The organism is Polaribacter septentrionalilitoris (assembly GCF_009832745.1).
GTDB lineage: Bacteria > Bacteroidota > Bacteroidia > Flavobacteriales > Flavobacteriaceae > Polaribacter > Polaribacter septentrionalilitoris.
In genome coordinates, this window is record NZ_VRMJ01000025.1 from 273001 (window position 1) to 298018 (window position 25018).

The 25018-nt window shown below is 29.8% G+C and carries 24 protein-coding genes; 11 read left to right on the forward strand and 13 right to left on the reverse strand.

What is annotated here, in order from left to right:
• Positions 1–133 precede the first annotated feature (133 nt).
• Entirely contained in the window at positions 134–640 is a 507-nt protein-coding gene (gene ribH, locus FP421_RS05790; protein WP_159948489.1) for a 6,7-dimethyl-8-ribityllumazine synthase, read from the reverse strand.
• 70 nt (positions 641–710) lie between these two features.
• A complete protein-coding gene (locus FP421_RS05795; RefSeq protein WP_159948491.1) occupies positions 711–1478 on the reverse strand; it encodes a tetratricopeptide repeat protein in 768 nt (255 codons plus the stop codon).
• Positions 1479–1592: 114 nt separating this feature from the next.
• Between FP421_RS05795 and recF the strand changes: the two genes are divergently transcribed.
• Positions 1593–2672 (forward strand): DNA replication/repair protein RecF, encoded by a 1080-nt coding sequence (gene recF / locus FP421_RS05800; RefSeq protein ID WP_159948493.1) that lies wholly within the window; start codon positions 1593–1595, stop codon positions 2670–2672.
• Positions 2673–2760: 88 nt separating this feature from the next.
• Positions 2761–3057: a DUF721 domain-containing protein gene (locus FP421_RS05805; protein WP_159948495.1), complete on the forward strand. Its 297-nt coding sequence runs from the start codon at positions 2761–2763 to the stop codon at positions 3055–3057.
• 32 nt (positions 3058–3089) lie between these two features.
• Here FP421_RS05805 and FP421_RS05810 read toward each other — a convergent pair whose 3' ends face one another.
• Both FP421_RS05810 and FP421_RS05815 read right to left on the reverse strand, forming a co-directional pair.
• The gene (locus FP421_RS05810) at positions 3090–3740 is read right to left on the reverse strand and encodes an HAD family hydrolase (protein ID WP_159948497.1); all 651 of its coding nucleotides are present in this window, start codon (positions 3738–3740) and stop codon (positions 3090–3092) included.
• A 167-nt stretch (positions 3741–3907) separates the two neighbouring features.
• Entirely contained in the window at positions 3908–4327 is a 420-nt protein-coding gene (locus tag FP421_RS05815) for a nucleoside-diphosphate kinase (RefSeq protein ID WP_159948499.1), read from the reverse strand.
• A gap of 101 nt (positions 4328–4428) precedes the next feature.
• Between FP421_RS05815 and FP421_RS05820 the strand changes: the two genes are divergently transcribed.
• From FP421_RS05820 to FP421_RS05840, 5 genes are read left to right on the forward strand one after another with little or no spacing between them, the layout of a single operon-like run.
• Positions 4429–5457, forward strand: coding sequence for a DHH family phosphoesterase (locus FP421_RS05820; RefSeq protein WP_159948501.1), 1029 nt, complete (start codon positions 4429–4431; stop codon positions 5455–5457).
• Entirely contained in the window at positions 5447–5977 is a 531-nt protein-coding gene (gene gldI / locus FP421_RS05825) for a gliding motility-associated peptidyl-prolyl isomerase GldI (RefSeq protein WP_159948503.1), read from the forward strand. Before FP421_RS05820 ends, gldI begins: the two co-directional genes overlap by 11 nt.
• Before the next feature lie 10 nt (positions 5978–5987).
• Positions 5988–6707, forward strand: a complete 720-nt coding sequence (locus FP421_RS05830; protein WP_159948505.1) for an FKBP-type peptidyl-prolyl cis-trans isomerase — start codon at positions 5988–5990, stop codon at positions 6705–6707.
• A gap of 5 nt (positions 6708–6712) precedes the next feature.
• The gene (locus FP421_RS05835; RefSeq protein ID WP_159948506.1) at positions 6713–7873 is read left to right on the forward strand and encodes a peptidylprolyl isomerase; all 1161 of its coding nucleotides are present in this window, start codon (positions 6713–6715) and stop codon (positions 7871–7873) included.
• Positions 7874–8434: a phosphatase PAP2 family protein gene (locus tag FP421_RS05840; protein ID WP_236548050.1), complete on the forward strand. Its 561-nt coding sequence runs from the start codon at positions 7874–7876 to the stop codon at positions 8432–8434.
• Here the strand turns inward: FP421_RS05840 and FP421_RS05845 are convergent.
• Complete coding sequence (locus FP421_RS05845) at positions 8431–10425, reverse strand: LTA synthase family protein (RefSeq protein WP_159948507.1); 1995 nt, start codon at positions 10423–10425, stop codon at positions 8431–8433. The two genes, FP421_RS05840 and FP421_RS05845, sit on opposite strands and share 4 nt — an antisense overlap.
• Before the next feature lie 241 nt (positions 10426–10666).
• Here FP421_RS05845 and pheT point away from each other — a divergent pair, with 241 nt between their 5' ends.
• On the forward strand, positions 10667–13093 hold the full coding sequence (gene pheT / locus FP421_RS05850; RefSeq protein WP_159948508.1) for a phenylalanine--tRNA ligase subunit beta: 2427 nt from the start codon (positions 10667–10669) through the stop codon (positions 13091–13093).
• 159 nt (positions 13094–13252) lie between these two features.
• Here the strand turns inward: pheT and lipA are convergent, their stop codons facing one another.
• Genes lipA through FP421_RS05875 form a run of 5 tightly spaced genes read right to left on the reverse strand, consistent with a single transcriptional unit; the run spans position 13253 to position 17267 of the window.
• Entirely contained in the window at positions 13253–14128 is an 876-nt protein-coding gene (lipA, locus tag FP421_RS05855) for a lipoyl synthase (protein WP_159948509.1), read from the reverse strand.
• Between the two features lie 39 nt (positions 14129–14167).
• Positions 14168–15388, reverse strand: a complete 1221-nt coding sequence (locus FP421_RS05860; protein WP_159948510.1) for an Nramp family divalent metal transporter — start codon at positions 15386–15388, stop codon at positions 14168–14170.
• A 2-nt stretch (positions 15389–15390) separates the two neighbouring features.
• On the reverse strand, positions 15391–15954 hold the full coding sequence (locus FP421_RS05865) for an RNA polymerase sigma factor (protein ID WP_159948511.1): 564 nt from the start codon (positions 15952–15954) through the stop codon (positions 15391–15393).
• A complete protein-coding gene (locus FP421_RS05870) occupies positions 15945–17048 on the reverse strand; it encodes a glycosyltransferase (RefSeq protein ID WP_159948512.1) in 1104 nt (367 codons plus the stop codon). Before FP421_RS05870 ends, FP421_RS05865 begins: the two co-directional genes overlap by 10 nt.
• Before the next feature lie 15 nt (positions 17049–17063).
• Positions 17064–17267: a membrane or secreted protein gene (locus tag FP421_RS05875; protein ID WP_159948513.1), complete on the reverse strand. Its 204-nt coding sequence runs from the start codon at positions 17265–17267 to the stop codon at positions 17064–17066.
• 140 nt (positions 17268–17407) lie between these two features.
• On the opposite strand from FP421_RS05875, the gene aqpZ reads away from it, so the two are divergent.
• Positions 17408–18094, forward strand: a complete 687-nt coding sequence (aqpZ, locus tag FP421_RS05880; RefSeq protein ID WP_159948515.1) for an aquaporin Z — start codon at positions 17408–17410, stop codon at positions 18092–18094.
• 58 nt (positions 18095–18152) lie between these two features.
• Here aqpZ and murB read toward each other — a convergent pair whose 3' ends face one another.
• Positions 18153–19163: a UDP-N-acetylmuramate dehydrogenase gene (gene murB / locus FP421_RS05885; RefSeq protein ID WP_159948517.1), complete on the reverse strand. Its 1011-nt coding sequence runs from the start codon at positions 19161–19163 to the stop codon at positions 18153–18155.
• Complete coding sequence (locus FP421_RS05890) at positions 19164–20354, reverse strand: pyridoxal phosphate-dependent aminotransferase (RefSeq protein ID WP_159948519.1); 1191 nt, start codon at positions 20352–20354, stop codon at positions 19164–19166.
• A 148-nt stretch (positions 20355–20502) separates the two neighbouring features.
• Here FP421_RS05890 and FP421_RS05895 point away from each other — a divergent pair, with 148 nt between their 5' ends.
• Positions 20503–21846, forward strand: coding sequence for an aspartyl protease family protein (locus FP421_RS05895; RefSeq protein WP_159948521.1), 1344 nt, complete (start codon positions 20503–20505; stop codon positions 21844–21846).
• A gap of 2 nt (positions 21847–21848) precedes the next feature.
• On the opposite strand, the gene FP421_RS05900 is transcribed toward FP421_RS05895, so the two are convergent.
• Positions 21849–22253, reverse strand: coding sequence for a DUF1573 domain-containing protein (locus FP421_RS05900; RefSeq protein WP_159948523.1), 405 nt, complete (start codon positions 22251–22253; stop codon positions 21849–21851).
• A 123-nt stretch (positions 22254–22376) separates the two neighbouring features.
• Here FP421_RS05900 and FP421_RS05905 point away from each other — a divergent pair, with 123 nt between their 5' ends.
• On the forward strand, positions 22377–25013 hold the full coding sequence (locus tag FP421_RS05905; protein WP_159948528.1) for a valine--tRNA ligase: 2637 nt from the start codon (positions 22377–22379) through the stop codon (positions 25011–25013).
• Positions 25014–25018 lie beyond the last annotated feature (5 nt).

Consider the following 25018-nt stretch of genomic DNA (forward strand, 5'->3'; position numbering starts at 1 on the left):
GAAATCAAGGATTATACCAATTTAATAAGCATCCCAAATTTAAAGAAATAAAAAGGATTTCTCAAATATTGATGTTAAAACTATTCTTAAAATCTAAAATGATTTAGACTGATAATTCCAATTCCTCAGAAAACTAAAAACCGATACTTTCAGAAGGTTTGTCACTGTTTTTTAGCGCTGCCATTTTTACAGCGGCTACAGCACATTCAATTCCTTTGTTACCATGTTTTCCTCCAGATCTGTCTAGAGATTGTTGTTTGGTATTATCTGTTAGTACACAAAAAACCACAGGAACATCATATTTAATGTTCAAATCAACAATTCCTTGTGTAACGCCCTCACAAACAAAATCAAAATGCTTAGTTTCTCCTTGAATCACGTTTCCTATAGCAATTATAGCATCCAGTTGTTCTGTTTGAATCATTTTTTTACATCCATATACCAATTCAAAACTTCCAGGAACATCCCAAGAAATAATATTTTCTTTGGTTGCACCACAATCAAGTAAAGCCTCAATAGCACCTTTATGCAAGTTTTTTGTAATTTCAGGATTCCACTCAGAAACAACAATCCCAAATCGAAAAGACTTCGCATTTGGGATTGTTGCTTTATCGTAAACGGATAAATTTGTTGTTGCCATTTTTTGGTTTTTAATTATTAGTTTTTGGTTGTTGGATTTTAACTAAAAACAATAAACCAACAACCAACAACTAATTTGCATATTTAGCTGCTGCAATATATTTTTCGATATTTCTACCTTGTTCAGATTTTGAATAATTTTCTTTAATTTGAGTAAATAGTGATTCAGCTTTACTGAAGTTTTTTAAATTCATTGCAGTTTGTCCTGCTTTGAATAAAAATAACGGAGTAGTGAATTCATTTGCTTTTTTGTTCGCTGCTTTTTCATAAAATTCTAAAGCGTCTTCTGGTTGATTGATGTCTGCAAAAGCATCACCAATAGCACCTAAAGAAACAGGTCCTAACATTTCATCATCAGAGTCAAACTTACTTAAATATTCAATAGCTTTGTCATATTGTTTCAACTGTAAATAAGAAACCCCAGCATAATAGTTTGCTAAATTTCCAGCATTAGTTCCGCTGTAAGATTCAGCAATATCAACAAAACCATATTTACCATCAGCACCTTCTAACCCTAAATTTAATAAGGAATCTATACCAGAACCTGCTGTTGCTGCTTCATCAAAATACTTTCTAGGAAAAGCTAACTCGTTAGAAGCTTCTAACTCATTTGGTTCTACAATATATTTGTTATAACCTAAATAAGCTAAGAAAATAACAACAATAGCAATTAAAGCAGCAAACAAAGGTTTGCTATTTTTTTCAATCCACTGCTCAGATTTAGAAGCAGTTTCATCTAGCGTATTAAAAACTTCTGCAGTTGTGCTGTCTATTTGCTCTGCTTGTTGTTCTTCTTTTTTGTTTTTTGGTTTGTATCCTCTCTTCTTGTATGTTGCCATCTGTCATTAAAAATTAGTGCCGACAAAAATAGTTTTTTTAATTGGATTTTAAAAGCGGTTAATTCGCAAAATTTTCAATAATTTGCAATTGATTTTTAACGCAGATTTAGAGTAATGTATTTAGAAAAAATTTCCATCGTCAATTTTAAAAATATAGTGTCTCAAACCTTTGATTTTCAGGACAAAATAAATTGTTTTGTGGGTGATAATGGCGTTGGAAAAACAAATGTTTTGGATGCAATTTACTATTTATCGTTTGCAAAAAGCTACTTTAATTCGGTTGCTGTTCAAAATATTAGACATGATGAATCCTTTTTTATGATAGAAGGTGAGTATGTATTGAACGATAGAAAAGAGAAAATCCTATGTAGTTTAAAAAAAGGACAAAAAAAGGTTTTAAAACGAAATGGTAAAAATTACGAAAAGTTTTCTGAGCATATAGGACAAATTCCATTGGTAATAATTTCACCTGCAGATCGTGATTTGGTAACAGAAGGAAGTGATACTAGAAGAAAATTTATAGACGGTGTAATTTCTCAGCAAAATAAAACCTATTTAAAAGACTTAATTGCTTACAACAAAGTCTTGAGTCAGCGTAATGCATTGCTAAAGTATTTTGCAGCTAATCGTGTCTTTGATGCTTTAAATTTGAGCGTTTATGATGAGCAATTAACAACCTATGGGAGTAAAATTTATGAAGTAAGAAAACAATTCTTGGAAGAGTTTATTCCAATTTTCAATGAAAAATATCAAGTTATTTCTGGGGATAAAGAACGTGTAGATTTAAAATATAAAAGTCAATTGCATGATTTTTCAATAGAAGATTTGCTAAAAAAATCCTTAGAAAAAGATAAGATTTTACAATATACTACCTCAGGTATTCATAAAGATGATTTGAATTTTCAAATAGGAGAGTACCCAATAAAAAAGTTTGGTTCTCAAGGTCAACAAAAATCGTATTTAATTGCATTAAAATTGGCGCAGTTTGAGTTTATTAAACAACAATCAAAAATGACACCTATTTTGTTATTAGATGATATTTTTGATAAATTAGATGAAAATAGAGTGCAACAAATTGTAGATTTGGTGAATAATGATGAATTCGGACAAATATTTATTACAGATACACACTCAGAAAGGACAGAAAATATTGTAAAACAAAGCAATTCTCCTTATCAGATTTTTAAATTGTAGAGTATTAGTTATAAGTAGAAAACTAAGAAGTTTTAAAAATTGTTAATTTAATTATCTAAAAAAACCAATAATCTAATTTACCCAAGAAATGGCAAAAAGAGAAAATGATTCTATATCAATTCAAGATTTAATGAAATCCTTTATCAAAGAAAATAATTTGACCAAAGGAATGCAGAAAATAAAAGTTGAAGAAACTTGGACTAAAATGATGGGACCAGGTGTTGCTACTCATACAACTTCAGTTAGACTGCAGAATAAAACCTTGATTATTCAATTATCTTCTTCTGTTTTGAGAGAAGAATTGAGTTATGGTAAAGATAAAATCATCAAAATGATGAATGAAGAATTGGGTGAAGAAGTGATAGGTAAGTTAATGTTGGTTTGATGATTTTTTACCAATAGAATAAAAAAAAACTCCTATTGTAAAATCTTAAGTAAATCTAAAGGGTTATCTAATACATGCTTAGCTCCATTTGAAATTAATTCTTCTTTTGATCTAAAACCCCAAGAAACACCTACAGCTAACATATTTGCATTATTTGCAGTTTGCATATCAATTCCAGTATCTCCTACATAAATTATTTCTTCAGTTTTTATTCCCAAGTTTTTGCTAATCTCAATAGCTACTAACGGATTTGGTTTTTTATGTGCCTCAACTGTCAAACCAACTACAGGATTAAAACAATTTGGAAATAACTTTTGAGTAATTTTCTTTGTAAGTTCATCAGCTTTATTAGATAAAACACTTAGTTTAATACCTTGTGAAATTAAAGTATCTAGCAACTCTATAATTCCATGATATGATTTTGTTTTACAAGTGCAATTATCCCTGTAGACTTTAACCATCTCATTAAAACAACAATCTATTTGTTGCTCATTTCTATGTGTTAAAGGTAGCGCATTATGAACAAGACTTCTAATTCCGCTACCAATAAAGCTTTGGTGTTTTTCATAACTGTGAGTAGGGAAATTGTTATTTTTAAGAACAATATTCATTGAATCTGCAATATCATGAAGAGAGTCAACAAGTGTTCCGTCTAAATCAAAAATAACCGCTTTAAATTCCATCTTTTTACAGGTTTTTAGTACAAGTTACGAAGTTATGTGAAAAAGAGATTATTTCAAACTAAACTAAAACAAAAAACTCGCAACAATTACGCTGCGAGTTTTTACTAAATATATTTTAGACTAAGAATTTCTAAAATTCTTAACTTGTACTGAACTAAATTCAGTATTTAGAATTGTTCTCTTCCAGAAAAGTGAAAGTTTCCTTCTATAGCTGCATTTTCATCAGAATCAGAACCATGAACAGCATTTTCTCCAATAGAAGTTGCATATAATTTTCTGATAGTTCCTTCTGCTGCTTCTGCAGGATTTGTGGCACCAATTAACGTTCTAAAATCGTCAACAGCATTATCTTTTTCTAAAATTGCTGCGATAATTGGTCCACGTGTCATAAACTCTACTAACTCACCAAAAAACGGACGCTCATTATGCACAGCATAAAAAGTTTCTGCATCTCTTTTTGTCATTTGAGTCTTTTTTAACGCTACAATTCTAAAACCTGCAGCATTAATTTTTTCTAAAATTGCACCAGTATGTCCGTTTTCTACAGCATCTGGTTTAATCATTGTAAATGTTCTATTTGTTGCCATTTAATTGACTTTTAAATTTCTAATCAATAGTTGTGAAACACTTTCACAAATTCGGCGCGAAATTACACAATTTTTTTAATTAAATTGTATATTCGCCACTTATGATTTTAAAAGGATTTGAAGCGTTACAAGATTTCTTAAAAAAACCAAGAAACATTGTGGTTGTTGGACATAGAAATCCAGATGGAGATGCAATGGGTTCTACCTTAGCATTAAAATTGTATTTGGATAAAAAAGGGCATACTGCAACTGTTGTGGTGCCTAATGAATATCCAGAGTTTTTGCATTGGTTACCTGCATCTGACACCACTTATAGATTTGATTGGCAAAACAACCAATCTCAAAAAGCTATCAAGGCTTCAGACATTATTTTTCTTTTGGACTTTAATGCATTGCATAGAGTAGGTTATGATATGCAAAACACTTTAGAACAATATCCTAATGATTTTGCAATGATAGACCATCATCAACAACCAGATGATGTTACCTATATGTATTCTGATGTAGAGATTTGTTCTACTTGCCAAATGGTATATCAGTTTATAGAAATGAATAATGATTTAGATTTGATTGATGCTGATATTGCTACGTGTTTGTATACAGGAATTATGACAGATACAGGTTCTTTTAGATTTAGATCTACCACTAGTAAGACGCATCGAATTATTGCGGATTTGATAGATAGAGGTGCAGAAAATGATAAAATTCATAGTAATGTTTACGATGCAAATTCGTACAACAGATTGTTACTGTTAGGGCAAGCATTAAGTAATTTGCAAATTTCACCATCCTATAAAACAGCATACATTACCCTAACAGATGCAGAGAAAAAACAATTCGATTTCCAAAAAGGAGACACAGAAGGCGTTGTAAATTATGCTCTTTCTTTAAAAGGAATTGTTTTTGCAGCAATTTTTATTGAAGATAAAGAACAAGGAATTGTAAAAATATCTTTCCGTTCTAAAGGTAGTTTTTCTGTAAATAAATTTGCAAGAAATCATTTTAATGGTGGAGGTCATGACAATGCTGCTGGTGGAAAATCGGACTTAGAAATGGCAAAAACAGTGACAAAATTTACATCACTATTACCAGATTATCAAAACGAACTGCAAACTTCTTATGAGAATTAGAATTTTACTTTTATTATCAATCGTGTGTTTTGGTTGCTCTAAAATTAAGCCAAGGAGACCTATTAACCCAAAACCATCTACAACTATTTTAAAAGAAACCATAAAAGAATCTAAAAAACTGAATCAAATTGAAGATGCTAAAATCATCCACCTAATTAAAAAAGATTCAGCAAATACATATCAAGTTTCTTCAAATGGTTTTTGGTATACCTATATCAATAAAACTGAAGAAGAAAAACCAAAACCAAAAACAGGAGATATTGTAACTATAGAATATAATATTACAGATTTAAATGATGAAATTATTTATTCTAAAGAAGAATTAGGAACAAAAACGTATACAATAGATAAAGAAGATTTTATTTCTGCACTTCAAGTAGGAATAAAGTTGATGAAAGTTGGAGAAACTATTACATTTGTCATTCCATCTTACAATGCTTTTGGTATTTCTGGGGATGGAAATAAAATAGGAATTAATCAATCAATAAAAAGTACAGTAACATTAACAAACATTAAATAAATAATAAAAAATGAAAATCATTAAAAGTATTTTATCAGTTGCAATTATAGCGTCTATGTTTTCTTGTGGAAATCAATTTAAAGAAGTAAAATCTTTAGAAACTGAAATAGATTCAGTAAGTTATGCGATAGGATTATCAACAGGTCTAGGAATGTCAGGTCAATTAAAATCTGGTTTTGAAGAAGTAAATAGAGATGTGTTAAAACAAGCAATTATAAATGGATTAGATTCAACAAACTTATTGATTGATCAAAAAGACATTCAAAAAGTAATTCAAAACTATTTTCAAAAAAAACAAGCAAAAGAGAGAAAAGAAGAATTGGCAAAAGCAGAAGTTTATAAAAAAGAAGGTGTTGCTTTTTTAGAAGCTAACAAAAGTAAAGATGGTGTGGTAACTACAGAAAGTGGTTTACAATATACTATTCTTAAAGAAGGAAAAGGTGCATTAGTTAAGCCTACAGATAAAGTTAAAATTCATTACCATGGTACTACAATTGATGGAACCGTTTTTGATAGTTCAGTTGATAAAAATCAGCCTTACACAGCAAGAGCAAATCAATTTATAAAAGGATTTAATGAAGGCTTAGCACTAATGAAAAAAGGATCAAAATTTAAATTCTTTATTCCACAAGAATTAGCTTATGGTGCAAGTCCAAGAGCAGGAGGAGCTATTAAACCTTACATGGCACTTATTTTTGAAGTAGAAGTTTTAGATATTTTAGATAAATAATTTTGATGAAGAATCTTACTCTAATTTTTGGATTAGTTCTTTTTATATTTTCCTGTACTACACCAGAAAAATATAAAACTTTAGATGATGGAGTTTATGCAGAAATTTTGACTAATAAAGGAGAAATTTTGTTAGAACTTTATCAAGAAGAAGTGCCAATGACAGTAGCAAATTTTGTTTCTTTAGTAGAAGGAACTAATCCAAAATTAGTAGATTCTTTACAAGGTGAAAACTTTTATAATGGAATCATTTTTCATAGAGTTGTAAATAATTTTGTCATTCAGGCTGGAGGATATACAGCTCAAGGTAGAAAACTTACAGGTTATACTTTTGGTGACGAATTTACTAAAAATGAAAACAGTCAGTTAATTTACAAACACAATGATGCAGGAATTCTTTCGATGGCAAATGCAGGTCCAGCAACAAATAATAGTCAGTTTTTTATCACACACAGACCAATTCCACATTTAGATGGTAAACATTCTGTTTTTGGTAAAACTACAATCAATTCTAATCAGTTAAAGGAAATTAAAACCAAGTTTAAAGATACTGTGCAAGTTCAAAAAGCCATCGATTCAACAAGAATGGCTGTAGTAAATAGCATCAAACAAAATGATACTATTTTATCGGTAAACATTATAAAGTTAGGTTCAAAAGGAAAAAGTTTTGATGCAGAAGAAGTTTTTGAAAGAGAATATAGAAAATTCTACCTATCTATCAATGAACGAAAAAAAGTAGAAAAAGAAGCTGAACAAAAAAGGTATTCCAATTATTTGGTAGAAAAAGAAAAGTTTTTAGCTAAAATGGAAGAGTCTAAAGCTGTAAAGACCTCTTCTGGATTACGAATTTTAAAATTAAAAGAAACTCAAGGTAAAAAAGTAGTAGATTTTGAGCCATTAACCATCAACTATACACTTTACACTGCTGATGGTAAAAAAATACAATCTACTAAAGATGCAAATGGAAAACCTTTTGTGTGTCGTTTAAATGACGCACAAAGACCTATGATTGCTGGTTTTAAAGAAGGTGTTTCAAAAATGAGAGAAGGAGAAATGGTAAGACTTTTTATCCCTTATTATATTGGTTACGGTGAAGAAAAATTTGGACCTTTTCCTGCAAAATCAGATTTAGTTTTTGAAATAGAAGTTTTAAAAGTAGGTAAATAAGTGATAGAAGATATTATACAAATTGATAAAAATATCCTTATTTATTTAAATAATTTAGGAAGTGAACAATGGGACTCTTTGTGGTTAGTCATTACCAATCAATTTAGTTGGGCACCGTTATTTCTTCTAATTTTTTATTTAGTTATTAAAACTTTTGGATGGAAAAGAGGAGGATTTGCAATTCTTTCAATGATTATTCTAGTTGCTTTTTCTGATCAATTTACCAACTTTATTAAAAATTCCGTTCAGCGTTTAAGACCAAATAATGATCCAGAAATTATGCATTTACTAAGAACTTTGAAAGACCCTCAGAGTTACAGTTTTATGTCTGGACATGCTACAACATCTACGTTTTTTAGTGTTTTTGTTATTCTTTTACTTAGAGATAAAATCAAATATATTTATTTAATCCTGTGCTTTCCTCTAATTTTTGCTTACAGCAGATTATACTTAGGTGTACATTTTCCTATTGATATTATAGTAGGACTTTTAATAGGAACAATTTTAGCCCGATTGTACCATTTATTATATATTAAAGTAGATCAAAAGATTTTCGACTAATTCTTTTTGTTATTAAAGTACAAGTATTTTGTAGAGTGATAAAAAGCATTTAACAAACTATCCATCTCTTTACTAATTTTTGGATATTCCTCTTGATATTCAGTCAATGCTTTTTCATTCAGCTTATACAATTTAGTTGTATTTGAAGGTATGGTTTTAGAATAATACAAACTATCCTGAAGCAATCCAACAGCTGGTTCACCATTAATTTTTAAGTATACAAATGATGAGGATTTATCAGGAATTGAGTCCAGCAAATTTGTTCCAAGTGTATAATTTGTATGATTCACTTTTGCTAAACTAGCAACAGTTGGAAATAAATCAATCAATTTACCATACTTAGCACTATTTTTTGGTGTTAAAAATTTCGGAGCATGAATAAAGAAAGGAACGTGCTGTAACTCGATGTTTAGATCGTGTTCTTTTGTGTAATTATCAGTTCTTTTCATAGCAGTGTTATGATCTCCAAAGAATACAAAAATAGTGTTATCATAATAACCAGAAGCTTTTGCGCGTTCTAAAAATCGACCAATATTAAAGTCCAAATAACGCAATGCGTTTAATTGCGCAACAGATTTAAATCCAGATTTTTCTAATAATGTAGCCTCAATTTCATTCTCTTTTAGTGGAGTGAAACTCTCTTGTTTTTCTGGAACTGTAAACGGCATATGATTAGAAGCTGTCTGAATATAGGCAATAAAAGGTTTGTTTGCTTTAGCTAATTTCTCTAATTCTTTGTTAGATTCTTTAAAAAGTTCGTAATCATCCATTCCCCAAACATCAGCCCTTTTTTCAGTTTCATAACTCCCTTCTTCAAAGATTTTTAATCCTTTTATGTTCGATTGAAAAATACTTCTAATATTTGCCCAATTTGCACTTCCTCCTAAAAAATATAATTTTTCATAACCATCAAACTGATCAAAAATAATTCGCTGATCTTGCACTAAAGGATTTCTAGAAGCCGTTTTTACATCCTCAATATCTGGTAGACCAGAAACACTAGCAAAAACACTAGCTGCAGTTCCTGATTTGTGCACATAAAAATTAGAAAAACGCAAACTATTTTTAAGAATGCTGTCCATTTTTGGAGTAGTTTCTATTGGGTTTCCATAAAAACTCATAGGCTTTACTCCAACAGATTCCATCATTACAATAACAACATTTGGTTTTTTTGTAAAGGTTGAATCAAAAGTAATTTTTCTCTCAAAAAGAACTTTATCTTTTGGTAAGTTTAAGTGATTGGCAATTACAGGATAATATTTTTTAAATTCATCCATATCAACTCCTTGGCTTCTGTATGCAAAACTGTCAAAAAAGTATAAAACAGGATTTAAGGCAAATTGATTTACAGCATTTTTTTTCGAGAAAAAAGCTTCACTCCAACGCAATGGATAATGAGTAATGCTACTGTAAATTCCGTAAGAAAGCAATAAAATGGTACTTATAAAATAAACAGCTTTTAATTTTTTTGAAATAGTCTTTTTTTGATTTGTAAAAGAAGTATAGATAAATTTTGATAGTTTATAAATCAAAAATGATATTATTAAAAGCCCAAAAACACCTTTGTAAATAGGGTAACTTTCTAATAAAACTTGTCCAGAAATTTTGATATCGTCTAAAAAACGTAATGATGAAGCATCTAAACGAATACTTAAATAATCATAATAACCAAAATCAAAAAGATAAAACAAGGTTAGTGTTAAATAGGCTAAAACTAAATAGATGTTGGCTATTTTTTTATAAATTTTTCTTTGTAAAAAACGATAATTTACAATTAAAATTAATGCTGCTAGAGGAAAAAAGGTAATGATGGCTAACTTTAAATCAAAACGTAAACCTAACCAAAATGCTCTTTGAATTTCAGATGAAGAAACATTATCTAACTGTGCAAAAAAATTATAAAAGATTATCCGAAATAGAAAACAAAAGACAAATAATACAAAAACATTTGTAAAAATATATTTAATATAATTCGGAATCTTTTGCAGCATTAAAGGTGTTTAAAGCGGCAAATATATTTATTTTTCAGTTAAAAGCTGGGGTGTCTTTCGTTTAAAACCTTTTTATGGATTGATAGTAATTTTTTAATCTCCCTTTTTCATCTGAATTTTTCATCAATATATAATGTTTATGTATACTATTGTGGATAAACTTCCATTTTTTAAAATGAAAAAAGGAGGATAAAAAGTAGAATTTAAGTAAATTTGCGGCTTAACAAACCCGAAAAAGAACATGAAAATATCGTATAGTTGGTTAAAACAATTTTTGCAGGTAGATTTAGAACCTGTAAAAGCAGGAGAGTTATTAACTGATTTAGGTTTAGAAGTAGAGGGAATTGAGACCAAAGAATCAATTAAAGGAAGTCTAAAAGGTATTGTAATAGGTAAAGTGTTAACCTGTAATCAGCATCCAAATGCAGATCGTTTAAAAGTTACTACAGTAGATTTGGGTTCAGAAGCTCCAGTTCAGATTGTTTGTGGAGCACCTAATGTAGCAGCTGGTCAAAAAGTGCCTGTAGCTACTATAGGAACTACACTTTATGATGATAAAGGAGAGGGTTTCAAAATTAAAAAAGGAAAGATAAGAGGAGAGGAGAGTCATGGAATGATTTGTGCTGAAGATGAATTAGGTTTAGGTTCTAGTCATGATGGAATTATGGTTTTAGATAAAAAACTTCAAGTAGGTACTCCTGCAGCAGAAGTTTTTAATATAGAAACAGATTACGTTTTTGAAATAGGGTTAACACCAAACAGGTCTGATGCTATGAGTCATTTTGGAGTGGCAAGAGATTTACGAGCAGGACTAATACAACAAGATGTAAAATTAGAGTTGATTTCACCTTCTGTAAGTAATTTTCATGTTGATGAAAGAACGCTTCGTTTTGATGTAGAAGTTGATGACAAAGAATTAGTACCTCGTTATTGTGGAATTACCATAACCGATGTAACCGTAAAAGATTCTCCAGAATGGATTCAGAATCGTTTAAAAGCAATTGGTTTAACACCTAAAAACAATATTGTAGACATTACAAATTATGTTTTACATGAGTTAGGTCAGCCACTACATGCTTTTGATGCTCAGAAAGTTAAAGGAAATAAAATTCTAGTTAAAACATTAGAAGAAGGGACAAAATTCACCACTTTAGATGAAGTAGAAAGAGAATTATCATCAGAAGATATTATGATTTGTGATGCAGATTCGAATCCACTTTGTATTGGTGGAGTTTTTGGTGGATTAAATTCTGGAGTTACAGAACACACTACCTCAATATTTTTAGAAAGTGCTTATTTTAATCCAGTTTCTATTCGTAAAACAGCAAAAAGACATGCTTTAAATACTGATGCATCATTCCGTTTTGAACGTGGAATTGATGTAAACTGTACAAAATATGCTTTAAAAAGAGCAGCGTTGTTGATAGAAGAATATGCAGGAGGAAAATTAGCTTCTGATATTTCTGATTTTTACCCAGAAAAGATTGAAGATTTTCAAGTCTTTTTGTCTTATGAAAATGCATATCGTTTGATAGGGCAAGAGATTCCAAAAGAATCAATTAAAAATATTTTAGCATCTTTAGAAATTAAAATCAATAGTGAAACTGCTGGAGGTTTAGGATTAACAATTCCTTCTTATAGAACTGATGTTCAGCGAGAGGCAGATATTATTGAAGAAATTTTAAGAGTTTATGGGTATAATAATATCGAGTTTTCTCATAAATTAAATACTTCTATATCTTTTGATTCTAATAAAGAAAATAAGATTGAAAACATTGTTGCCAACCAATTGAGTGCCTTAGGGTTTAACGAAACTATGGCAAATTCATTGACAAAACCTGAGTATGCAAATTTATCAGAAAACATCAATGAAGAGGCAAATGTAGAAATGTTAAATCCGTTAAGCAATGACTTAAAGGTAATGCGTCAATCTTTATTGTTTAGTGGTTTAGAATCAGTTGCTTATAACATCAATAGAAAAAATAATGCATTGCAATTTTATGAGTGTGGAAAAACATATCATAAATATAATGGGAAATATCAAGAAGACAAACACCTAACACTCTTTGTTACAGGAAACAGAACTAAAGAAAATTGGAATGTAGGTAATAAAACTTCAGATTTCTTTTACCTAAAAGGGATTATTACCTCAGTTTTAAGCAGATTAGGAATTGATAAAGTAAAAGCATCTCCAACCAAACAAGATGTTTTTTCTGAAGGAATTTCTCTAGGTTTAGGAAAAAATAGAATAGTAGAATTTGGAGTTGTAAAACGTTCAGTTTTAAAAGAATTTGGAATTAAACAAGAAGTTTTATTTGCAGATTTTAATTGGGATACTATTTTAAAATTTGTTGGAAATAAAAAGATTAAAGTTTCAGATTTACCTAAATTTCCAGCTGTAAAACGTGATTTAGCTTTATTATTAGATTCAAAAACTGAGTTTAAAGAGGTTTATAATTTAGCGTTTCAATCAGAAAGAAAACTATTAAAAGAAGTTGATTTGTTTGATGTTTATGAAGGTGATAAATTACCAGAAGGTAAAAAATCTTATGCAGTAAGTTTCTTGTTACAAGATGAAACCAAAACATTAGCAGACAAGCAAATAGACAAAATAATGCAAAAATTACAGCAAACTTTTGAAAAGAGTTTAGATGCTGTTTTAAGATAAAGTTAGTGTTTTACGAAATGAAAAAAACCATCTCAATTGAGATGGTTTTTTTATCAACTAATTCAAATAATTTACACAATAAAGAGGGTTACAACGTCTCTTCATTTATATCACGCAATCTACGTGCCAAAAACTATTTGAAAATATTTTTTTTTTAAATTATAAATCTTGCGCATGTTTGTGTGCTTTGTAAGAAGAACGTACCAAAGCACCACTTTCTACATACATAAAGCCCATTTCTAAACCAAGCGTTTCATATTTTTTAAATTGATCTGGAGTAATAAATTCTTTAACTGGTAAGTGCTTCTTAGTAGGCTGCAGATATTGACCAATGGTAATGATATCACAATTTACTTCACGTAAATCTTTCATGGTTTGTATCACTTCTTCTTCAGTTTCACCCAAACCTAACATTAAACCAGTTTTTGTTCGCATTCCGTTTTCTTTTAGATACTTTAAAACACCTAGACTTCTATCATATTTAGCCTGAATTCTAACTTCACGAGTCAATCTTCTAACCGTTTCCATATTATGAGAAACAACTTCTGGATGTACTTCTATAATTCTGTCAATTTGTTTTGTATTTCCTTGAAAATCTGGAATTAAAGTTTCTAAAGTTGTATTTGGATTTGTTCTACGAATTGCATCTACAGTTTCTGCCCAAATAATAGAACCACCATCTTTTAAATCATCTCTGTCTACAGAAGTAATTACAGCATGTTTAATGCCCATTATTTTTATAGAACGCGCTACTTTTTCGGGTTCATCCCATTCAACAGTTTCTGGTCTTCCAGTTTTTACACCACAAAAGCCACAAGAGCGTGTACAGATGTTTCCTAAAATCATAAAAGTTGCAGTTCCTTCTCCCCAACATTCACCCATATTAGGACAACTACCACTGGTACAAATTGTATTTAATTTATACTTATCTACTAAACCTCTTAATTCAGTATATTTTTTACCAACTGGTAATTTTACACGTAACCATTTTGGTTTTTTTGGTTTTTCAGGAGCTATAACAGAATCTATTGCCATTTTCTATCAAATTTAGGTGCAAAGATACAAAGGAAAGTTTTAAATACTTGTTAAAAACCAAAAGCTAAAACCTATTAAACACAAAATACCAATAATACTTAAAATTCTTAAATAAATACCGGGTTGATGCTCTTGAGGTGTATGTTTTCCTGTAATAAGTTTATAGTTTAAAATGGCGTAAAAAGGAGCAGTTAAAAAGGATAATATTGTCGCAATTTTCACCAATAAACCCATATTATCCATAAAATATTTTAAGATTAAAAAAGTACCAATAAATAGAAAAACAATCCAAAACCAGTACCCCAATTTAAATTCTTTTCCCCAAAGTAGTTTTGTGGTTCTATTCATGGCCCTTGGAGAAGCATCCATAGTGGTAATTGTTGTACTAAACATTGTTGTAAATGCTGCAATAGCAATAAAAATATAAGAAAAATCACCTAGATTTTTAGTATAAAGTTTTATCAATTGTGAAGCGAATACACCACCTTTGTTAGAGAATGTTTCACCTGATTTATACATTACTAAAGCTCCTAAAAGCACAAAACATAAACCTAAGAAAAGTGTACCAATATAACCTATATTAAAATCGAAAACAGCGTCTTTTGGTTTGGTTTTTACCACTGTAGTTTTGTCTTTTTCTATAGACCAAATAGAATGCCAAATAGAAACGTCTAAAGGAGCTGGCATCCATCCTAAAAAGGCAATTAAAAAAGTTAGCTCTACTGCACCAGAAGGAATGATTTGTGTAACATCAAATGCTTCTTTGGTGCTAAACAAAGCTACAGAAACCGCAATTATGGTACTTACAGTTAGAATCATAATGATGTATTTCATCAGATTGTCTAATAAACTGTATTTTCCTATCAGTAGAATAATCAAGCTAATAAACATCAGTAGAGTAGACCATACAACTAAATCATCAGTAAAACCAAAAAGTTGTGATGCTAAACCTGCTGTAACAATGGTTACTGCTGCTTGAATGGTAAACATGGTAGCAAAATTGATTACATAATAAGCTATTAAAACACCTTTGCCTAACTTTCTATAACCATCTAGTAGAGTTTCGCCTGTTGCAGCTGCATAACGTGGTCCAAATTGAAAAAACGGATATTTAAATAAATGCACTAACAATAGCGCCCAAATTAACCCAAAACCAAACTCAGCTCCAGCTCTTGTAGATTGTACCAAGTGAGATACACCAATGGCTGCACCTGCAAAAAGTAAACCGGGACCTAAAGATTGTAAGAATGATTTTTTCATAACTAAGACTTTTTGATAATCTCTGCCAACAACTTTTTAGCACGTAATAATTTTACTTTTACGTTGTTCATAGGTTCATCAATTTGCGCAGCAATTTCTTTGTAGCTTAATTCTTGAAAATATCGTAATTGAATGATTTCTTGGTATTTAGGTTTTAATTGTTTGATGTCTCTTAACAATTTAGCCAAATTTTGTTCTGTAATAATTCGGTCTTCTGGAGTAGGATTTTCATCAACCACTAAATACGCTCTTTTTTCTTGCTCTTTAGAGGTATCTGCATTGATTGAGATGTTTTTTTTACGCAATAAATCAATATGTAAATTCTTAGAAATGGTAATCAACCAAGTCTTAAAAACGTATTTATCATCGTAAAAATCTATTTTATCAAAAGCCTTAGAAAATGTTCTTATGGTAATATCTTCAGCATCATTCTCGTTTTGTGTTCTTTTTAATTGGTAATTGTAGACATCACTCCAAAACGTATCTAACAATAAGCTAAATGCAGCCTGATTACCACTTTTTGCTTTAGAAATTGTTATATTAAGCTGTTTTTTGTCTATTTCCAATGATTAGGTTTTGACCACAAATTACTGATAAATATCGAAAGTTGAAATAATATCAATCCAATTTCTAAAAATGGGAAGAAATATGCAATTTGAGGTTCTTTTAATTTTTTTGAGGCAAAACCTATTAAAATCGTTGTAATTATAAAATAAGATAAAATAATTGGTAACATTATTTTCCAAGAAAAGAAAAAAAGTAGGGTAGTACCTAATAAGTAAAAAAAGATTTTTGAGGTAAAAAATAGTCCTAAAAAGAATTTGTGTTTTTGTTTATAATGATTTGCTGTAGAAATATGTCTTCTTTTTTGTCTAAACCATTCTTTTAGTGATTTTGGAGCTATAGATTTTGTAAAACTTTTTTCGGATGTACATATTGTTGTATTCTCTTTTTCTGCTGCATCTCTAATAAATAAATCATCATCACCAGATTTTAAGTGTATGTGATTGATAAATCCTTTTACCTTGAAAAATTCATTTCTATGATAGGCTAAATTTCGTCCAACAGCCATATATGGAGACCCTATTTTTGCATAACTAAAGTACTGAATAGCTGTTAATAAAGTTTCATATCGTACTAATAGATTTACAAGTGATTTTTCTTTTTTATATTTTCCATATCCTAAAACTATGGTTTTGTCATCTGAAAAATTTTGACTCATTTCTGATATCCAATATTTAGAAATAGGTTTGCAATCAGCATCAGTAAATAACAAATGATCGTGTTTAGCAGTTTTAATTCCTAAGGTAAGCGCATATTTTTTATTTCCCCAAAACGCTTCAATACTATCTACATTAACAATGCTTATGTTTTGGTGCTGCTTTTTAAACTTCTTCATCACTTTCAAAGTTTTATCTGAAGAAGAATCGTTAATTAAAACAATTTCAAAATCATCATATTTTTGATTGATGACTGAGGGTAAAAATTTCTTGAGATTTTTAGCTTCATTTTTAGCACAAATAATGACAGAGACAGGAATGTGAGCTTTTTTATTTTTATTTTTTTGCGGACTAAAAACAAAAGTAAAAAACGTAAAATAATAGATAATTTGAATAACTGTAAATACTACAAAAACGTAGAGAACTACAGATAATATCATGAAGTAAAAATGAATTTATTTATGTTCTGGTTCTGCACAAGTATCAAACTGATCTGGGGTTTTTCCGCAAAAACCACAAGCTTCTCCTTCTTTATTTAACATTGGATTTTGACTTGCACAAGTTCCTGCAAATTTACCATCTTTTTTTGCCCATATTTTAATGGCAATTCCAGCAACACCAAGAGCTAATAAACCTAAAGTTAACAATAATAATTTCATAAAAAATAATTCTTATACAAAGATACATATTCTTATTGTCAACTTAAAAAATTGAGCAAAATATTAATAATGTGACTTTTTAATATATTGAGTGTCAAAAGAATTAATATCAACTATTTAATAACTAAACATTTTATATTATGAAAAAATATTTTGCTGAATTATTTGGAACTTTTTGGCTAGTTTTTGGTGGATGTGGTAGTGCAATTTTTGCTGCTGGATTTCCAGAATTAGGTATTGGTTTTGTAGGTGTTTCTTTGGCTTTTGGTTTAACCGTTTTAACCATGGCGTATGCAGTAGGTCATATTTCTGGCGGACATTTTAACCCTGCTGTTTCTTTTGGTCTTTGGGCTGGAGGTAAATTCTCTGTAAAAGAATTAATTCCTTATATCATTTCTCAATTAGTCGGAGCAATTTTAGCTGCATCTGCATTGTATTTGATTGTCTCTGGAAAATCTGATTTCGAATCTATTGGAGGTTTTGCAGCGAATGGTTATGGTGAATTATCGCCAGGTAAATTCTCTATGCAATCTGCATTTATTGCTGAATTTTTATTGACAATGTTCTTTTTATTAATCATTTTAGGAAGCACAAACAAAAGAGCTCCAAAAGGTTTTGCACCTATTGCAATAGGTTTGGGCTTAACTCTTATCCATTTAATCAGTATTCCAATTACAAATACTTCAGTTAATCCTGCACGTTCTATAAGTCAAGCAATTTTTGCTGGTGGAGAATATTTAACTCAATCTTGGTTGTTTTGGGTTGCACCAATTGGTGGAGCAATTGTAGCGGGAATTATACACAAAGCATTATTTGATAAAGAATAAAATATTTAATCCCTAACTCAATTCTCGAAACCAGATAAATATAATTTTGTCTGGTTTTTTAGTGAATTACATTCACTTCAATTTCTAAAGTGATTCCAAATTTATCTAAAATTGTAGCTTGTATTTTTTGAGCCAGTTGATAAATCTCTTCTCCAGAAGCATTTCCATAATTTACCAAAACCAAAGCTTGTTTTGTGTGTACACCATAATCTCTAAAACGTTTTCCTTTAAAACCAGCTTGTTCTATTAACCAACCTGCAGGAATTTTTGTTTCAGAATCAGAAACAGTATAACTTGGAATTTTTGGATATTCTTTTTGAATGTCTAAAAATTGATTTTTAGTAATCACAGGGTTTTTAAAGAAACTCCCACTATTTCCTATTTCTTTTGGATCTGGTAGTTTTGATTTTCTAATTGCAATAACAGCATCAGAAATATCTTTTAAAGTAGGTTTTTCAATTCCTTTAGATGCTAATTCAGTTTCAATAGCGCCGTAAGAAGTATTTAAATTATGATTCGTCTTTGTCAATTGAAAACTCACAGAAGTTAAGATGTATTTACCTTTGGCATCATTTTTAAAAATCGAGTTTCTATACCCAAATTTACACTCTTCATTAGAAAATTGCACTAATTTTCCTGATGCTATTTCTATGGCTTCAACTTTGGTAATTGTATCTTTTACTTCAACTCCATAAGCTCCAATATTTTGAATAGGACAAGTTCCAACATTACCTGGAATTAAAGATAAGTTTTCTATTCCTCCATAATTTTGTGAAACACACCACAGCGCAAACTCATGCCAGTTTTCGCCAGAATTAACAGTTAAATGAACGTTATTGTCATCTTCTCTATCAATAACAATACCTTTAATGTTAATGTGTACCACTAATTTATTTATGTCTTTAGTAAGTAACATATTGCTTCCACCAGAAATTAAAAAAATATCTTTTTCAATTTTTAAAAGCTGTTGCAATTGATAAACAGAATCTATAGAGATAAAACGTTTTGCAGTAACATCAATACCAAAAGTATTGTAGTATTTAAGTGATATGTTTTCTTGAATGTTCAATTAGCTATTGTATTGCTTTAGTGCTACTGCTAAAATTTCTACAGAACGAATTAAATCTTGTTTCTTTAAAACATAAGCAATTCTTACTTGATTTTTTCCTTCTCCTTCAGTAGAATAAAATCCACTTGCAGGCGCGACCATCACAGTTTCATTATTATGATTAAATTTTTCTAAAATCCATTGTGCAAAATCATCAGAATCAGCAACTGGTAATTCAACCACACAATAAAACGCACCCTTTGGATTAGCCACTTTTACACCATCAATTTTTTGTAGTTCAGAAATTAACGTGTTTCTGCGCTCAACATATTCTGTTTTAACATCATCAAAATAACTTTGTGGAGTTTCTAAAGCAGCTTCACTGGCTAATAAAGCATACGTTGGTGGACTTAGTCTTGCTTGTGCAAACTTTATAGCAGTATTTACAAATTCTTTGTTTTTAGAGACGATACATCCAATTCTAGCACCACACATGCTGTAACGTTTAGAAACAGAGTCTATTACAATAGCATTTTCTTCTAAACCACTTAAAGATAAAATAGAGGTATGTTGTAATCCATCATAAGTAAATTCACGATAAACTTCATCTGCAATTAAAAACAAGTCGTGTTTTAAAACAATTTGTTTTAGTTTTTCAATTTCTTCTTTAGAGTATAAATATCCTGTTGGATTTCCAGGATTACAAATTAATATTGCCTTGGTTTTTTTAGTAATGAGTTTCTCAAAATCTTCAATTTTAGGAAGTGCAAAATTATCCTCAATTTTAGAGATTACAGGCACAACTTTTACTCCAGAAGCAGTAGAGAAACCATTATAGTTTGCATAAAAAGGTTCAGGAATTATAATTTCATCACCAGGATCTGTAATACTACCAATAGTAAATAATAAAGCTTCAGAACCACCAGTAGTTACAATAAGATTGTTTTCTGTGACGTTGATATTGTTTTTTTTGTAATAATTAGCTAATTTAATTCTGTACTCTTCAGATCCTTCAGAACGTGCATAAGACAATGTTTCAATAGTATTGTTTTTTACAGCATCTAAAGCAACTTGAGGAGTCTTAATATCAGGCTGACCAATATTTAAATGAAAAACTTTAGTTCCTCTTTTTTTAGCATCTTCTGCATAAGGTACCAGTTTTCTTATTGGAGATGATGGCATTTGAGTTCCTTTTTTAGAAATTGAAGGCATAATAATTTTTTAAGATTTATCTTTCACAAATTTCCGAAATATATTTTATTTAGCACATTATATTGTAGAAAGTTTAAAGGTTAAAAAAATCATAAAAAAAATGCTATAAGAAGCTTAATTTGTATCTTACATAGTAAAATTAAATCACTTGAAATTTAAATTAGTTTTATCTTTTTTATTTGTAATTATACTTTTTGATAATACCTATTCTCAAACAGGGTTTTATTTTAAAAACAAAAATTCTGAAAAAGTATCACTTAGCTTTAAAAAAATTAATAATCTAATTGTTATACCGGTAACTATAAATGGAAAAGAATTATCTTTTATTTTAGATACAGGTGTAAATAAAACAATTCTTTTTAATTTATCTTCAAAAGACAGTATTAGTTTAATGAATACTGAAAAGGTTACTTTAAGAGGGTTAGGAGGTGGTAAAGCTGTAAGTGCTATTATATCTAGAAATAATAGAGTAAACATAAAACAATTAATAAGTATAGATGAGAGTATTTATGTAGTTTTAAAAGATTTTCATGATTTGTCAGGGAAAATGGGAACGACAATTCATGGTATTATTGGGTATAGCGTTTTTAAAAATTTTGTTGTAAAAATAAATTATAGAACAAATAGAATTATATTTTACAAACCAGATAATTTTAAATATAGAAAATGTAAGAAATGTTTTACTACTGAATTGAAATACTATAAACGCAAACCTTACTTAAAAGCAAAAGTTCAATTAGACACAGTAGGAGATTCTCTGCAAGAGGTTAAGCTATTAATAGATACAGGAGGAAGTGATGCATTATGGCTTTTTGAGTATTCTGATAAAAATATTAAAACTCCAATAAAACATTTTAGAGATATTTTAGGAGAAGGCTTAAGTGGAACGATTTATGGGAATAGAAGTAGAATACCTAAATTTGTGTTAGGAGATTTTAAAATACCAAACCCCACAGTATCTTTTTTAGATACCATTTCTACAAAGGCTTCTAGAAATTTTAAGTACAGAAATGGAAGTATAGGAGCAGGAATGTTAAGTAGGTTTACTGTTTGGGTAGATTATCCACATAGACAAATAACTTTTAAGAAAAATAGTTCTTTTCGAAAAAAATTCTACTATAACATGAGCGGTCTTGATGTAGTTTACGCAGGAAGAGAACTTGTAAAAGAAGAAAAAACCAACCGTAATTTTAATTCAGCTTATAATGAAGAGACTAATATTAAAAATACAATATCATTTGTAACAAGATATCAATTTAGATTTAAGCCTACCTATAAAATTAAAAGTGTTGTAAAAAATTCACCTGCTGATAAAGCAGGACTTAAACCTGGGGACAAAATAATAAGTTTAAATAGAAAAGCAGCACACACTTACACACTTTCTAATATAATTGCAAAATTCCAAGAAAGAGATAACAAAAAAATAAGATTGGTTATAGACAGAAATGGAGAAAAAATGAAATTTGAATTTAGGCTTAAAAAATCAGTTTAAAATTAACTGTCAGATACTAGACTTTTTTGTTTCACTAAAGAAACTCCTTTGTTAACATACCCTTTAATTTTAATTACTTTTCTAGGGCTTTTGGCATTTGAAAAAATAGTAATCGATTTAGAAAATCCACCTAATCTTTTGGTGTCATAAGAAACTTTAATTTCACCTTTTTCACCTGGCATAATAGGTTTTTCTGGTTTTTTAGGAACTGTACAACCACAAGAAGATTGAATGTTTTTAATGATTAAGGGTTTGTCTCCAATATTTGTAAAAACAAAAATTCGCTCTCCATTATCACCTTTTGCTATTTTACCATAATCAATAATTTCTTTTTCAAACTTAAATTCTTGAGCATTAACAGAAAAAGAAACAAATAAGAATACTAATAAAGTACCGAAAGCTTTCATATGTAGATATTTATATTGTAAAATTATAACTAATATTTTATTTTAAAAAATCAATCACTAATTTTCTCTACAAAAAAGAGAATTGTATTTTTGCCAACTATATTTCAAAAACTATTCCAAAGTATGGCAATTCCATCTAAATATGATGCAAGTAAGGTAGAAGACAAGTGGTATGACTACTGGATGAAAAACAACTATTTTCATTCCACTCCAGATGAAAGAGAGCCTTATACCATTGTAATTCCTCCACCAAATGTAACAGGAGTTTTACACATGGGACATATGTTAAATAATACCATTCAAGATGTGTTAATTAGACGTGCACGTTTGTTAGGTAAAAATGCATGTTGGGTTCCAGGTACAGATCACGCATCAATTGCTACAGAAGCAAAAGTGGTTGCCAAATTAAAAGAACAAGGAATTTCTAAAAGCGATTTAACTCGTGAAGAGTTTCTAAAACATGCTTTTGATTGGAAAGATGAATATGGAGGTATAATTCTCGAGCAATTAAGGAAGTTAGGTGCTTCTTGCGATTGGGAAAGAACAGCTTTTACCATGGATCCAGAAATGTCTGAATCTGTAATTAAAGTATTTGTTGATTTGTACAATAAAGGGTTAATTTACAGAGGATATAGAATGGTAAATTGGGATCCTGAAGCTAAAACTACATTATCTGATGAAGAGGTAATTCACGAAGAAAGACAAGGAAACTTGTACTATTTAGAATATAAAATTGAAGACTCTACAGATACGTTAACAATAGCAACTACAAGACCAGAAACTATTTTTGGAGATACTGCAATTTGTATCAATCCAAATGATGAACGTTTTACGCATTTAAAAGGGAAAAAAGCAATTGTACCTCTGTGCAACAGAGTTATTCCTATTATTGAGGACGAATATGTAGATTTAGAATTTGGTACAGGTTGTTTAAAGGTAACACCTGCTCATGATGAAAATGATAAGAATCTAGGGGATAAGCATAATCTTGAAGTAATTGATATTTTTAATGAAGATGCTTCTCTAAACTCTTTTGGATTGCATTATCAAGGAAAAGATCGTTTTGTTGTTCGTAAAGAAGTAGCTAAAGAACTTGAAGAAAAAGGAATTTTAGTAAAAACGGAAGTTCATACAAATAAAGTTGGTACATCAGAAAGAACTAAAGCAGTTATTGAACCAAGATTATCAGATCAATGGTTTTTAAAAATGACAGATTTAGCAAAACCAGCTATTGATGCTGTTTTAGGCAATGATAATGAGATCAATTTAGTACCTAAAAAGTTTGAAAACACCTACAGACATTGGATGGAAAATGTACGCGATTGGAACATATCTCGTCAATTATGGTGGGGACAACAAATTCCTGCTTATTTCTATGGTGATGGCAAAGAAGATTTTGTAGTTGAAGAGAATATTGAGAAAGCACTTGAACTTGCTAAACTAAAAACCAACAACCAAAAACTATCAACCAAAGACTTACGTCAAGATGAAGACGCACTAGACACTTGGTTTTCTTCTTGGTTATGGCCAATGTCAGTTTTTGACGGAATTAGAAATCCAGAAAACGAAGAGATTAAATATTATTATCCAACAAACGATTTAGTTACAGGACCAGATATTTTATTTTTCTGGGTAGCAAGAATGATTGTTGCTGGTTATGAATACAAAGACCAAAAACCTTTTGAAAATGTATATTTAACAGGTTTAGTTAGAGATAAACAAAGACGTAAAATGTCTAAGTCTTTAGGGAATTCTCCAGATGCATTAAAATTGATAGAAGAATTTGGTGCAGATGGAGTAAGAGTTGGATTATTATTAAGTGCTCCAGCAGGAAATGATATTTTATTTGATGAAGATTTATGTCAGCAAGGAAAAGGTTTTGCTAATAAAATTTGGAATGCATTCAGATTAATTAAAGGTTGGGAAATAGATGAAAATTTAGCACAGCCAGAAACCGCAAAAATTGGTTTGGCTTGGTATGAAGCAAAATTTCAAAAAGCACTAGCAGAGATAGAAGATCATTTTTCTAAATATCGTTTATCTGATGCATTAATGACAATCTATAAATTAATTATGGATGATTTTTCTTCATGGTTATTAGAAATTGTAAAACCTGCTTATCAACAACCTATAGATAAAAAAACATTTGATGCCATTATAGAGGTTTTAGAAAATAACCTAAAAGTTTTACATCCTTTTATGCCATTCTTAACCGAAGAAATTTGGCAGCATATTACAGAGAGAACATCTGATGAAGCCTTAATTATTGCAAAGTATCCTGAAAAGAAAGCATTTGATGCTGCAATAATTTCTAATTTTGATTTTGCTACTGGAGTTGTATCAGGAATTAGAACCATCAGAAAAGAAAAAAATATTTCTTTTAAAGATGCAGTTGAATTGTTTGTGGTTGATAATGATAGGGCTACAAAAGAATTTGATGAAGTTATTCAAAAGCTAACAAATACGGCAACAATAAATTATGTTAGTGATAAAGTCGATGGTGCATCATTTAGAGTGAAATCTAATGAATATTTTGTGCCAATTTCTGCTGCTAATATTGATGTTGAGGCAGAACTAAAAAAACTAAATGCTGAATTAAAAAGAGCAGAAGGTTTCTTATTCGGAATTCAAAAGAAATTATCTAATGAGCGTTTTGTGTCTAATGCACCAGAGAAAGTTATCGAATTAGAACGAAAAAAAGAAGCAGATACGCTTGCAAAAATTGAAACGATAAAATCTAGTCTAAATAGTTTACAATAAAAAAA